The sequence below is a fragment of the Fibrobacter sp. UWOV1 genome (genome assembly GCF_900142495.1).
Lineage (GTDB): Bacteria > Fibrobacterota > Fibrobacteria > Fibrobacterales > Fibrobacteraceae > Fibrobacter.
This window is the reverse complement of the sequence record NZ_FRBA01000001.1, coordinates 890,228-903,439: the sequence shown is the minus strand read 5'-3', so window position 1 is coordinate 903,439 and position 13,212 is coordinate 890,228. Positions and strand designations below refer to the sequence as shown.

Here is a 13,212-nt window from a genome sequence, read left to right as displayed (position 1 = left end):
ACCCGAAAACGTCGGTAATACTTTTTATTTTTGGGTCTGTTGTATGAAACGATTGCTCAAATTCATCATAAAATTTATCGTGGTGCTTGCCGTATTGGCGGGTATCGGGTTTGGGGTGAAAACCTTTTTCTTTGACGCGAAGACTGAAAATGCTGCAGGTCCGCTCGTGAGCGTGAAGGTTACGCAGACTACGATTTCGACCACCATTTCGGCAACGGGTACGCTTGAACCTGTCGACCAGGTGGAAGTCGGTACTCAGGTGTCGGGCGACATTGCGAAAATCAACGTAGACTTCAATTCCAAAGTCAAAAAGGGCCAGGTCATTGCCGAACTGGACAAGTCCAAGCTCAAGGCCACGCTCACGCAGGCCGAAATCGCCTACAAGTCGGCCGAAAACGATTTCAAGTTCAAGGAATCGACTTACAACCGCGTCAAGAAACTTTCCGAAAGCAATTCCGCGAGCGCCGTGGAACTCGAAACCGCCGAATACAACATGAATTCGGCAAAGCTCGCCGTAGAACGTAGTCAGAACGAAGTCAACCAGGCGCGCCTCAACTTGAGCTACGCCACCATCAAGAGCCCCATCGACGGCGTGGTTTTAAAGCGTGCGGTAGAAGTCGGCCAGACGGTGGCTGCCTCCATGAGCACTCCTACTTTGTTTGTAATCGCAAAGGACTTGAGCCAGATGAAGGTCATGGCCGATGTCGACGAAGCCGATATCGGTCAGGTCAAGCAAGGCCAAAAGGTGACCTTTACGGTCGATGCCTTCCAGAACGATACCTTTAACGGAACGGTACAAGAAGTCCGCCTGAATCCGACGACCACGAGCAACGTGGTGACATACACCGTCGTGATTACCGCCGAGAACCCGGAACAGAAGTTGCTCCCGGGCATGACGGCGACCTGCACCATTGTGACTCAAGAAATCACCGATGCCATCGCGATCCCGGTGAAGGCGCTCAAGTTCACGCCTGCCGACGGTACCCCGATGGCAGAACCGCCTAAGGGCATGCGCCCGCCGCGCCCCGAATCCGGCGACTCCACCTCCGGCGATTTTACTGCCGGCAATTTCCCGAAAGGCGACTTTAAAAAGGGCGATTTCAAGAAGGGCAACTTCCCGCCTCCTGGCAGTTTCCCCAAGTCTTTCAAGAAACGTGCTGACGGCAAAAAGCCGAGCGGCAACCTGGTGTGGGTAAACATCGACGGCAAGGCCGCCCCTCGCCCCGTCAAGACCGGCATTAGCGACGGCGTGAACATCCAGATTCTCAAGGGGCTTTCCGTGGGCGATTCCGTGGTCGTAAGTCAAGAAACGGTGACTGCCACCAAGGAAAAGTCTGCGGCAAGCAGCCCCTTCATGCCCACTCCACCGGGTAAAAAGAAAAAGTAAACGCAAACTTTAACCGGGATACTCGTCAAATATTGACTTGTATCCCTGTTTTTACTAAATTTGGGCTACTTTGAGATTAGATATCGCACAAAAACTTACTGATTCCGAAGACCGCCGGGTGGTCTGGTGCCGTACCGATGCCCCCGAAATCTTCGACGAACTGCACCTCAAGGGCGATCTGGTAGCCGAGGTGCTGGTAAGCCCCGAAGGCGAAAGCAAGTGTCTTGTGACTGGATCAATCTCCGGAGTGCAAACTCTGACCTGCTCCCGTACCTTGGAACCGTTCGACCGCCCCTTTTCGACCGAAATCGTGGCAGAAATAACGCGCACCGGGGTTTCGCAACAGGAACTCGATGAAGACGATGTAGACGTCTTTGCCTACCGAATTCCCCAGGGGCAGAACTTCGTGGACCTTTCCGAGTGCGTCCGACAGCTGGTTATTCTACAAGAACCGCAAGCGCCCGTGAAAAATCCTGACGAAGATTTTATCTTTGTAACAAACAAACCCGCCGACGAGGAGCCTCAAACCGACCCTCGTTGGGACAAACTCAAGGCTCTTAAGAGCAAAATGGAAAATAGGAGTTAAAAATGGCAGTACCTAAAAGAAAAACCTCGACCGCCCGTCGTGACAAGCGCCGCACCCACTGGAAGATGGAAGTGCCCGCTATGGCTACCTGCGATCATTGCGGTTCCGTGAAGCGCCCGCACCGTGTGTGCCCGGTTTGCGGCTACTACAATGGTGTCGAAGTGATTAATATGAAGGATGCCGAAGCCTAATTTGGCGTTGCAATTGAATTTGCAAGGAGATGTGCATGGTTAAAGTTGCTCTTGATGCTCTTGGAGGCGATTTCGCCCCGGACGTAGTGATTGAAGGTGCGGTTAACGCCGTCAACAAGAATGCCAACCTTCACGTGGTTCTGTGCGGACCGGAGGCCGAGGTCAAGGCTAAGCTCCAAAAGCTTGGCTATGCTGGCAACGGTATTTCCGTGGTCGATGCACCGGACCCTGTGGCCATGGACGAACACCCTGTACAGGTCCTCAAGACAAAGCCCCATTCTGGCCTGGTGACTTGCGTTGCCTTGCAGAAGAAGGGCATGGTAGATGCCTCCGTGAGTGCCGGTAACTCCGGCGCCATGATGGCCAGCTGCCTCATGCTCTTGGGCCGTACTACAGACAAATTCAGCCGTCCGCCTATCGGTTGCGTGATTCCGACTGCTGACCGCCCGATCATCTTGGTCGATGCCGGTGCTAACGTCGATGAACGCGCTGCTACTCTGGTGGATTTCGCCATTGCTGGTTCTGCCTTCGCCGAGACCTACTTCGGTTACGAAAACCCGAAGGTTGGTTTGTTGAACATGGGCGAAGAAGAACACAAGGGCCCGGCTGTGCTGCAGGAAGCTCACCAGTTGCTGAAGTCCGCTCCGGTAAACTTTATCGGTAACATCGAAGGCGAAACCCTTATCGAAGGTGTCGCCGACGTAGTCGTGACTTCTGGCTTTACGGGTAACGTGGTTCTGAAGATGCTCGAAGGCTTCTACGAACTGCACAAGAAGATGTTCGGTGTTATCGATACCCCGAACGGCCGCCGCTTCGACGAAATGTGGGACTACCGCATGACGGGTGGCGCTCTTCTTCTCGGCTTGAATGGTACGGGCATTATCGCTCATGGCCGCTCCGATGCTCTCGCAATCGAAAAGGCTGTCGAAGTCGCTGCCAAGTATGCCGAAAAGGGTGTGTCCAAGAATGTGAATGAACGACTGCTCGCAATCAAGGACGATTCCTCCGAAGCAAAGTAACGCTAATTTGTGCGAAAATTTTGAACAGAGCCTGCCTCGCGCGGGCTCTGTTTTTTTTATGGGGCTGCTCGACCCCACTCCCAATCGCTTGCAGACAGAATGTCTTCCCGCACGTAGATGCGGGATCTCCTCTTGTAGCATGAAAAAAGAACACATGCAGTAAGAAATACAAGTGCTCTGGAAAGCCGTAAAAGGAGATCCCGGGTCAGAGCCCGGGAAGACAGCGGGCGGCGTGCAGGAAGACAAGAATTGCTCAAGTCCTCAGCAGACTTTTGTTATATTACGTATTACAGAGAACAAAAGAGAGGAGAAACACATGCGTTTAGCATCCCTTATTCCGTTTATAGCGGTTGGCGCGTTTGCTGTGGAAACCCCGTACGACCTGATTCGCCCGGTTTATCCGATGGAATGGTGCACTGCCGCCGTAGAAGATGGCGGAACGGTCTACGACTTTGCCAATTTCACCGTAAACGAAAAGGATACTTTGGTCGGTACCCCGAAGTCCGGAGCAAAGCCGGCGGACTTCAAGGCGAACGCCTACATTGCGGACACCTTGAACCAGGCCTTCATCGATGCCTTGAACCTCAAGGTCAGCAATATCCGCGTGAACCAGGCCGGTTACTTGCCGGACGACCCTGAAAAGCTGTTTTATTACGTTTCGGATAAATGCGAATCGGCGACCTATTCTGTTGTGGACTTAGAAGGTGAAGAAGTTGCCGCGGGAGGCAAGTTCTCGGCTTTCGGGAAAATTGACCAAACCGTCAGAGTGGTAAAGGCGTATGTCAATTCTCTTGACAAGCGTTACACGGTGGAAAAGACCGCTCCTGAAGCCAAGGTATGCGCAGGCAAACTGGCCGAACTTGCAGCGCTCCCCACAGACAAGCGCCTCCGCATCAAGGTGGGTAAGGAATATTCCTCGACATTCATCGTGAGCGACAAGGTCTATTCCATGGTGCGCGACGCGAACCTCAAGTTCTTTGGCGTGCAGCGCAGTGGTGATTCGGAGTCCTGGTTCCATGGGCCGAGCCATGTACACGACTCCATTCCCGGTGGCTGGTACGATGCAGGTGACTTCTTGAAGATGGCTCCGACGATGGGCTATACCTTCTTGGTGCTTTCGGTACTTTCGGCAGTCCATCCGGAACGCGACGAAGACCATTACGCCTTTAACCACAACGAAATCGTAAAGACAGACGGCATTCCGGACATGTTGCGCGAAGCTCGCCATGGTGCAGAATTTTACCTGCGTTCTTATGAGTACGCCAAGGGCGAAATCAAGGATATGATTGTAAACATTGGTGATGAAACTGATCATAATTATTGGACTCGTGCGGACAGCATGGAATCGATGAACCCGGTGCCTCCAAGACCGGTTATGCACGGCATTGGCCCCGGCATGTCGGCGCAGGTTGCAGCAGGCCTTGCTTTGTTGAGTGTGCGTTATGCAACGTATGATAAAGCCTTTGCGGATAGTTGCCTTAAGGTGGCTGAAAAACTGTATGCCTATGCCAAGGAACACTTTGGTGACCCGGAAGTTTGTGACGAAACTTTGTATGCCTGTGGGGTACAGAAGCCTTATGATGTTCTTGCGATGGCGGCTATCGCGCTCCATTATGCGACCTACGAAAAATCAAAGAAGATGGATTACCTGAACGATGCTGCCGAAGACAAGACGATTAATGACAATATAAATGCCAAGTATAGTTTTGAGTATTTCCCTGCGGGTTGGTTGGGCGCTGATCGTGGCTTTACTTCAGGCGGCTGGACTTCAGATTATGACAATCGCTTTGCAATAACATTGTATGCCTTCTACAAGTTGCTTTTGGCAGACAAGGAAACCGCTGCAAAATATGGCATTAAGGATTCTGTGAGAATCGATTATACTAAAAGATTGGTGAATTCTCTTGTAAGAAGTGTGAGTGATGATTTAGGAAACGGTGATGATGAACACGTGGATTTGCCTGGGAGTCATTATGAGTTCCGTTATGATAAGCCATGGTTTGTAACAAATCATTTTGATTGGCACCCGAATCGTTATGAAACTGGCACGATTTTAAATTTGCTTATTTATGCAGAAGTTGCAAAATCTGCTGAAATCCGTCAGCTAGCCATAAACAAGATGAATTACATTCTGGGTGCAAACCAGTGGGATATCTGTTTTATGACGGGGGTGGGCGACAAGAATGAAGCGCATGTCCACAACCGTACGGCAAACCCGGAAGGTTGGAATGGAATGACTGTTGATGAATATCTTAACTATAAAGATTTTTTGGCGTCGTATAGCTACAGGCCACCGGTTGGAGCTCTTATGGGTGGCTCGATGACGGATTCTTTGATTTCTGACTGGGTAATATTTACTGCAACAGAAACTTACATAGACGCCAACGCGTCGTTCCTTGTGGCAAACGTACTTCTTTCTCCGGAAAAATCTGCTGCTGACACGTCCAAGAAAGATACCACCAAGGCCGACTCCACGAAGGAAGCGATTGTCGAAATTGCGAAAATCGGCGAAGCCCGTCTGGCTGTCGTGAACAACGGTGTGACCCTGGATGTGAACTACACGCTCCCCACGGAACAGAACGTGAAGATTTCGCTGGTGTCTGTGAAGGGCAAGGTCCAGAAACTTTATGCACCGGGCCGTGAATCCGCCGGCAGCCATGCATTGCAGTGGAATGTGGAATCAATCCCCGCTGGCGCATACATCGTGAACTACTCCGCCGGCAGCTTCCGTAAGCACAAACTGGTGACAATTACCCGCTAAAATGTCTTCCCGGCCTTGAGCCGGGATCTCCTTTTACGGCTTTCCAAAGCGCTTGCAATTTTTATTGCAAGTGCTTCTTTCGTTTGGGGAGGGGCTTTGGCGGGGGAGATGTTTTGTTATAAAATTATGTCAAAACTCTTTCATTTACAATTTCTTGTATACAGGGGCAGGCGGTCCGATGACACCGGCCCTTATTTTCTAAATTGTAGCGCGAAACAAAAAATGCGGTCTAGCCGCAGAGGTATATATATAATGTCTAAGACGATTCTTCTTTTCCCCGGCCAGGGTGCTCAGTATGTGGGCATGGGCCAGACGCTCGCTTCTACTTTTGAACCGGCCAAGAAACTCATGATGCAGGCCGACGAAATTCTCGGTTTCTCGCTTTCCAAGCTCATGGCCGAAGGTCCGGAAGACGTGCTCAAGAGCACCGACAACACGCAGCCGGCTCTCTTTACCGTGTCTGCCATGGTGATGGAACTCCTCAAGTCCGAAGGTTTTGCCTTTGATTACGTGGCCGGGCACTCCCTCGGTGAATACTCCGCCATCTACGCTGCCGGCGGTTTCAGCTTCGAAGACGGTCTCCGTCTGGTGCGTACCCGTGGCGAACTTATGGCTAGCGCCGGTTCCAAGAATCCGGGTGCCATGGCCGCCATCATGGGCCAGGACGAAGCCAAGATTCTCGAACTCTGCGAAGCCGTGAAGGATGTCGGTACCGTGGTTCCGGCAAACATCAACTGCCCGGGCCAGATCGTGGTGTCTGGTGCGGTCGCCGGCGTGAACAAGCTGGTTGAAAACTGCGCTGCCGCAGGCATCAAGGCCATTCCGCTTGCCGTGTCGGGCGCCTTCCACAGCCCGCTCATGCAGTTCGCTCAGGCTGGCCTTGCCGAAGCCATTGCAAAGACCAAGTTTAACGATGTCGAAAAGCCGGTCATTGCCAACGTGATTGCCGAACCGGTGACGAAGGGTTCTGAAATTGCCGACCTTCTGGTGCGCCAACTGGTGTCTCCGGTCCGCTGGAACGACTGCATGAACAAGGCCATGTCCCTGGGTGTGACGCAGGGTGTCGAAGTGGGTTCCGGCAAGGTGCTCATGGGCCTCATGCGCAAGATCAGCCGCGACGTGAAGGTCACTCCGGTCGAAACAATCGAGGCTTTTGAGGCACTTAAATAAATAGTAGACAGTAGGAAGTAGACGGTAGACAGTGAATGTTTCCAACTTCCAACTTCCTACTTCCTACTTCTAACTAAGAGGAACACTCTATGGGTAAACTTACTGGTAAAAAGGCAATTGTGACTGGCGCTTCCCGCGGTATCGGTCTTGCCATTGCAACCAAGCTCGCCAGCGAAGGCGCTGACGTCGCTATCCTTTCCACCTCGGTCAAGGAAGAATTGGCCGCCAAACTTTCCGCCGAACTTGGGGTGCAGGTCAAGAGCTATGCCTGCAACGTGGCCGACTCCGAAACGGTGCAGAACGTGTTCAAGCAGATTATTGCTGACATGGGCACGGTCGACATTCTGGTGAACAACGCCGGTATTACCCGCGATGGCCTCTTGATGCGCATGAAGGACGAAGACTTCGACGCCGTGATCGCCACGAACCTGCGTTCCGTGTTCCTTTGCACCCGCGCTGTCGCCCGCACCATGATGGGCAAGCGTACCGGCCGCATCATTAACATTTCGAGCATCAACGCCCTGCACGGCCAGGCCGGTCAGGCCAACTACGCCGCTGCCAAGGCTGGCATTATCGGTATGACCCGCTCGAACGCCATGGAATTTGCCTCTCGCGGCATTACCGTGAACGCCATTGCCCCCGGTTTTATCGGTACCGACATGACCGCCGCCATGGATGAGGCCACCAAGGAAAAGTATGCCGCCCAGATTCCGCTTGGCCGCATCGGAAAACCCGAAGATATTGCTAACGCTGCCGCATTTTTGGCATCGGACGACGCCTGCTACATCACCGGCCAGATTCTTGGCGTCGATGGTGGGTTGAACGCCTAGGCATTTTTTACTAAATTTGAACTCAAACAATCAATCCAAATGGAGATTACAATGAACGAAGAAATTTTCAAGAAGGTCACCGCTGTTATCGTTGACAAGCTCGGCGTTAAGGCTGAAGATGTGAAGCCGGAATCCGAATTCGGTAACGACCTCGGTGCCGACTCTCTCGACCGCGTGGAACTCGTGATGGCCCTCGAAGACGAATTCGAAGTCGAAATCCTCGACTCCGACGCCGAAAAGTTCCAGAAGGTTGCTGACGTGGTCGCCTTCATCGAAGCGAAGAAGGCTTAATTTATTAGCCTCTCTCGATAAGAAACTAGACTGGGTGGCCCGGCTCGGGTTGCCCCTTCTTTATTTAGTTCGGAGTTCGGATTTCAGACTTCTGAATTACAATCAGCTAAGTGATTCATAATTCCGAAATCCGAATTCTGAATTACTTCCAACTTCCTACTCCCTACTCCCTACTATTTAATGTCTGATACAAACCTTCTCCACAAAGTGCTTAAACTCTGGTTTCGCCAGAAGTCCGATGGCGGGCTTGAGGCGAAGCTCGGGTACCGGTTCAAGGATCCTGAACTTTTGGCGCATGCGCTGGTGCACCGCTCGTTCTTGACGGGCACGGACATGCCCTACGAGAGCAACAACGAACGCCTGGAATTTTTGGGCGATTCGGTGCTGAACATGCTCACCACCGAATTCCTTTACAAGACTTACCCCGACGACCCGGAAGGCGAACTTTCCAAGCGCAAGAGCGCGATTGTTTCGGGACATGCCTGCGCGCAGTCGTCCAAGGAATGGAGCCTGAGCGAATACGTGAAGGTGGGCAAGGCCGAAGAAAAGCTCGGCGGCCGCGGCAAAGAAAGCATTCTGGCCGATGCCTACGAAGCGGTTCTTGGCGCCGTCTACCTGGATGGTGGCCTCGACGAGGTCCGCGTGATTCTGAACAAGTTCCACTTTCCGCGGGTGCAAGAGATTATTTCTGCCGAAGATTTCATCAACCACAAGAGCGAACTCCTGGAATACCTGCAGGGCAAGCTCCGCACGGTTCCGGAATACGTGGTGGTCGATGAATCGGGCCCGGAACACCAGAAGCTGTTCACGGTCGAAGTCCATGTGGACGGTCGCGTGTACGGTCGCGGTCAGGGTGGCAACAAGAAGAAGGCCGAGCAGGAGGCTTCTCGCGTGTCGCTTGAAATGCTTTTAGCCGAAGCCGCCAAGGCCGAAGCTGAAAAAGGCTCCGAGCAACCCAAGCCCAAGAAGCAGAAACAGCGCCACGTCGGCCTGCCCTAGCGGGCGGTAAAATCACTCGGTTTGACGCCGTAGAACACGACGTCGTCAATCCAGAATTGCGTGCTGTCGTAGGCGGCGATCGAAATCGTCGTCACCGACTTGCTGATGACTTCCCAGCCGAGGTTGCCGTACAAGTCGTCGCGGGGCTTGAAGTTTTCGGGCTTTATAACTCGGCGCGTCCACTCGTCGCTAGTCTTGAGCGTGTCGTAGGCGAGTGTCTTGCCTTCGGTGTTTGATTCGCCCAAGGTTTCCAGGATAATCGAGATGACGCCTGTGCCGCGAGCGTAGTAAACGATAGAATCGGTTGCGGACAAGTCGCAGGGCGATTCTTCCTTGCAAATCCAGATTCCGTAGAACGACCAGGAACCAGGCTTTGCTGCCGAAGTCTCCCAATAAATAGCGTTCCCTTCGCGGTCTGCGCCCGCTTCGACAATGAAATCCGAGAGGTCTTTGCGGGTTTCGGGAATGATTTCGACTTCGGGAGTCGTCTTGACGCTTGTGTCGGTAGAAGACATGTAGCCCGTTTCGCTGATGCCGAGTTCCTTGATTGTGAATTGGGCGCTTGCCGATTCAAAATCCAGCACCTTGACCGAGTCGGGCTCGAAGGTGCGCACGTTTGCAGAAACATTTTCGCCGGCGTCGATTTTCGCGGACTGTTCGATAATGCTGTCGCCAACGATCACGCGCATGTCGTATTCATACGGCGGCAGGGAATCCATTTCGTAAAAGCCTTCGCTGTCGGTTTTAACCAGACGGTCGGTGCCGTACACTTGCACCCAGGCGTAGTCGACGCTGTCGGGCAAGTAAACCTTGCCGCGCAGGCTGCCCGTTTTTTCGAGGGCGTACTGTACGGAATCGCCTTCTTGAATGTCTTCGGCAGAAATCTTGGTGAACAGGCCTTCGCCGGCGTCCACAATTTCAATCGTCGCGACATCGACGGCGAGGCTGTCAATACGGATTTGCCCCAAGGAATCGGTTTTGAATTCCTCGAAGAAGAATGCCTTTGGAGAATCGTCTTCGATGTTGCGGACAAAGTCCACCGAGCGCATGCGGGCGACAACGCCCACCGCCGGTTTAGAATCTTCACGGACAATCTGAATCAAGAAGGCGTTTTCGGTTTCAACGGTACTAATGCCCGCGACTTCTTTGTCGGAGCAAGCCCAAAAGGCCAGGGGCGCTAAACACGCGAGTAGCAAAAACAGTCGTTTCATGTTTTACCCCTCTTTCTTGGTTCGTGGATCGTTAGAAATGTCGGCCACCGGGTAAAGCGCAAATACAAACTGCATAGCGCGGTTAGGCTTGTTGACCTCGGCCACTCTGCGTTGTACCTGGCGCCTGAACTCCAGAGTCATTTCGTTCAAGTCGGCAAAGCAGTCCTCATCGACTCCCACCAGCAGCGAAGAAATATTGCGCTTGGCAGGTTCCACTGCAATCAGGGAGTTCTGCGCGAGCGCCAAAAGTTGATTCTGGTAGCTGCGGATGGCGGCGGTCTTTGTGGCTGACCCTGCCGATGTAAAGTTAGCAGTTGTTGCGGCGTAGCGTTCCGAGGCAAGCGGCGTAATGAGCTTTAAATCCTTCAAAACGGTTATGGCTTCGCGGACTTGGTCTTCAGAAACCGTCGGCGATATCTGTTTGACCAGGTGCGAAACTTCGGCATGCCCGCCGTTCATTTCAATCAGGGCGCGCACCACGGGAATCCACCACTTGCTTAAGAACAGGTATTCGCTTGCACTCAGCTTGCGCAAGTCCACATCTTGCAAGGCGAGCGCCATCTTGTAAAGCTTGTCCTTTTTGGCGGGGGACTTGGTCTTGGAGGCGGCAACGAGGATTTCGAAAAGTTCGCCCTTGCGGCCCTTCAAGTCGAGTAAGTCTTTTGCCAAGGGAATGCTGCGGTTCGGCAGGTGCAGTTCCTTGTTCAGCACGCGGAAAACCTGACTCGTGTCGAGCCCGAGCTTTTGGCCCATCATTTTATAGGAATACAGCGGCATATCCAGCTTGCGCTGGGTATAGTAATTCTTGAGCAAGTCCCTGTAATCGCTTATTTCGTCAATGTTGAGCATAGGCCAGTTCCCTAAACAGTGATCCATTCAATAAAATAACCTTTTCTCGGGCCGAAAAGCAAAAAAAGAGCGAATCGTTTTTGACAAAAATGCAATAGAAGAATCTCCAAAGGCGTGATTTTGGCCCGTTTTAGAGGTAATTTGATATTGGTTGGTAAAAAAGAGGGATGTTGGGATGAAATACAATTCATTTTTGACAGTGCTGGCGCTTGTGGCACCCACCATGGTCTTGGCCAAAGAAGGCCCCTGTGACATTTACGCAAAGGCAAACACCCCGTGCGTGGCGGCGCATAGTTTGACGCGCGCGCTTTTCGGGGAGTATAATGGCAACCTGTACCAGGTTCGTCGAGCCGATGGAGCCACTAAAGATATTCCGCTCGAAGAAAAGGGCGGGTATGTCAATTCCTCCGTGCAAGATGATTTTTGCGCCGGTTCCAAATGCACCATTTCGATTATTTACGACCAGAGCAGCTACAAAAACGACTTAAAAAAATCCCCACCAGTCTATTGGCTAAAGGATGGAGCCAAGGAAGCAGACGCCAACAGGGCCCCGATTTACATCAGCGGGCGCAGGGCATACGGATTCTATCGCGACGCCTGGTCTGCCACCGGTTACCGCAATAACAATACCAAAGGTGTAGCCACCGGCGACGAAGAAGAATCCATGTACATGGTCGTTGACGGCAGACATTACAACGACTTGTGCTGTTTCAACTACGGAAATGCAGAAACAACCGGTAACGATGACGGCCCTGGAACCATGGAATGCATCTACTTCGGAAGCGACAAGGACTGGGGCGGTCCAGGACAAGGAAACGGTCCGTGGGTTGCCGCCGACTTGGAAGACGGCGTATTCAAGGGAAACGATGCTGGTTGGCAATGGGGCAAGACCCATACAACACCGTGGCCAGACGCACTTTCTATTGAAGCAGACTATGTGACCGCCATGCTCAAAGGACCGAATGACGGAACGTTCAAGCTCAAGGGCGGCAGCGCTCAAAAAGGAACCCTCAACACCATGTGGGACGGACCGCGCAAAAGAGGCTACAGCCCACGCAAGCTGCAAGGCGCCATCGTGCTCGGCAATGGCGGTGACGGCAGCGACGGCGGTGCAGGAACGTTCTTCGAAGGTGTGATGACCATCGGAAACCCGCCCGATTCCGTTGACGATTTGGTACAGGCAAACATCGTTGCCGCCGGTTACGGAAGCAAAATTGACATTTTCAAAAAAGTCGAAATTGAACCGTTCAAAGATACACTTACCATCCCCGGAAAAATCGAAGTCGAGAACTATGATAAAGGCGGCAACGGCCGCGGATTCCTGGACAGCGATATCGAAAACGAAAACAGCCTCTACCGCGATGACAACGCAGGCCTCGACAGCGCAGAAGGCGCCATCATTTACGGCTGGGGTTATGCCGATGACTGGTTACGTTACACGGTAAAAGCGTCCAAGAACGACTCGCTCACGCTCACGGCGCGCGTCGCCTCCCCAAGCGATAGCACATTCTTCTCCGTACTCGTTGACGAGAAAAAAGTCGTCACCGTGATGGTCCCGAATACCGGCGACTGGAAGACGTTTGAAACGGTTGCGGTTTCCGTGCCCGCAATTGCAGAAGGTGCGCATGTGCTAAAAATAAAGATTGACAAGCCGTACTTCAATCTCGACTGGATTGAATTTACAATCGCAAAATCCACCACCCAAATGCCGAGATTCAAAAGCAACTTCACTTCAACACCACAAACGGCTACCGTATATGACGTTCTCGGAAATCGCGTTATCACTTTCCGTGCAGATGAAAAGACGATATATAGAGCATGGGATAAAGTTCGTATGAATCTTCCCAACGGAATTTATGTCATCAAAACGAACAATAAAATTGTCCGAGCAGTAAAGACAAAATAAGACACCTCCACA

12 protein-coding genes are annotated in these 13,212 nt (G+C 52.3%); 10 read left to right on the top strand and 2 right to left on the bottom strand.

From position 1 onward, the window contains the following. The first annotated feature begins 43 nt into the window (after positions 1 to 43). The 9 genes from BUC02_RS03735 to rnc all read left to right on the top strand — a co-directional run bounded on the left by BUC02_RS03735 (position 44) and on the right by rnc (position 9,234). Positions 44 to 1,387, top strand: a complete 1,344-nt coding sequence (locus BUC02_RS03735) for an efflux RND transporter periplasmic adaptor subunit (RefSeq protein ID WP_073318749.1) — start codon at positions 44 to 46, stop codon at positions 1,385 to 1,387. Positions 1,388 to 1,457: 70 nt separating this feature from the next. Beyond that, positions 1,458 to 1,973: a YceD family protein gene (locus BUC02_RS03730; protein WP_073056896.1), complete on the top strand. Its 516-nt coding sequence runs from the start codon at positions 1,458 to 1,460 to the stop codon at positions 1,971 to 1,973. A gap of 2 nt (positions 1,974 to 1,975) precedes the next feature. Then, positions 1,976 to 2,164: a 50S ribosomal protein L32 gene (gene rpmF / locus BUC02_RS03725; RefSeq protein ID WP_072800982.1), complete on the top strand. Its 189-nt coding sequence runs from the start codon at positions 1,976 to 1,978 to the stop codon at positions 2,162 to 2,164. 35 nt (positions 2,165 to 2,199) lie between these two features. After that, the gene (gene plsX / locus BUC02_RS03720; protein ID WP_073318959.1) at positions 2,200 to 3,183 is read left to right on the top strand and encodes a phosphate acyltransferase PlsX; all 984 of its coding nucleotides are present in this window, start codon (positions 2,200 to 2,202) and stop codon (positions 3,181 to 3,183) included. Positions 3,184 to 3,499: 316 nt separating this feature from the next. Next, positions 3,500 to 5,944, top strand: a complete 2,445-nt coding sequence (locus BUC02_RS03715) for a glycoside hydrolase family 9 protein (RefSeq protein ID WP_073318747.1) — start codon at positions 3,500 to 3,502, stop codon at positions 5,942 to 5,944. A gap of 252 nt (positions 5,945 to 6,196) precedes the next feature. Then, the gene (gene fabD, locus BUC02_RS03710) at positions 6,197 to 7,114 is read left to right on the top strand and encodes an ACP S-malonyltransferase (protein ID WP_073318745.1); all 918 of its coding nucleotides are present in this window, start codon (positions 6,197 to 6,199) and stop codon (positions 7,112 to 7,114) included. A gap of 89 nt (positions 7,115 to 7,203) precedes the next feature. Next, positions 7,204 to 7,944: a 3-oxoacyl-[acyl-carrier-protein] reductase gene (fabG, locus tag BUC02_RS03705; RefSeq protein ID WP_072800985.1), complete on the top strand. Its 741-nt coding sequence runs from the start codon at positions 7,204 to 7,206 to the stop codon at positions 7,942 to 7,944. Between the two features lie 51 nt (positions 7,945 to 7,995). Beyond that, positions 7,996 to 8,235, top strand: coding sequence for an acyl carrier protein (acpP, locus tag BUC02_RS03700; RefSeq protein ID WP_073056887.1), 240 nt, complete (start codon positions 7,996 to 7,998; stop codon positions 8,233 to 8,235). A gap of 180 nt (positions 8,236 to 8,415) precedes the next feature. Further along, positions 8,416 to 9,234, top strand: coding sequence for a ribonuclease III (gene rnc, locus BUC02_RS03695; protein ID WP_073318743.1), 819 nt, complete (start codon positions 8,416 to 8,418; stop codon positions 9,232 to 9,234). Here rnc and BUC02_RS03690 read toward each other — a convergent pair. Beyond that, entirely contained in the window at positions 9,231 to 10,445 is a 1,215-nt protein-coding gene (locus BUC02_RS03690) for a hypothetical protein (protein ID WP_073318741.1), read from the bottom strand. The two genes, rnc and BUC02_RS03690, sit on opposite strands and share 4 nt — an antisense overlap. A gap of 3 nt (positions 10,446 to 10,448) precedes the next feature. Next, positions 10,449 to 11,294: a DUF4423 domain-containing protein gene (locus BUC02_RS03685; protein ID WP_073318739.1), complete on the bottom strand. Its 846-nt coding sequence runs from the start codon at positions 11,292 to 11,294 to the stop codon at positions 10,449 to 10,451. A gap of 175 nt (positions 11,295 to 11,469) precedes the next feature. On the opposite strand from BUC02_RS03685, the gene BUC02_RS03680 reads away from it, so the two are divergent. Next, entirely contained in the window at positions 11,470 to 13,200 is a 1,731-nt protein-coding gene (locus BUC02_RS03680) for an arabinofuranosidase catalytic domain-containing protein (RefSeq protein ID WP_073318737.1), read from the top strand. The last annotated feature ends 12 nt before the right edge of the window (positions 13,201 to 13,212 follow it).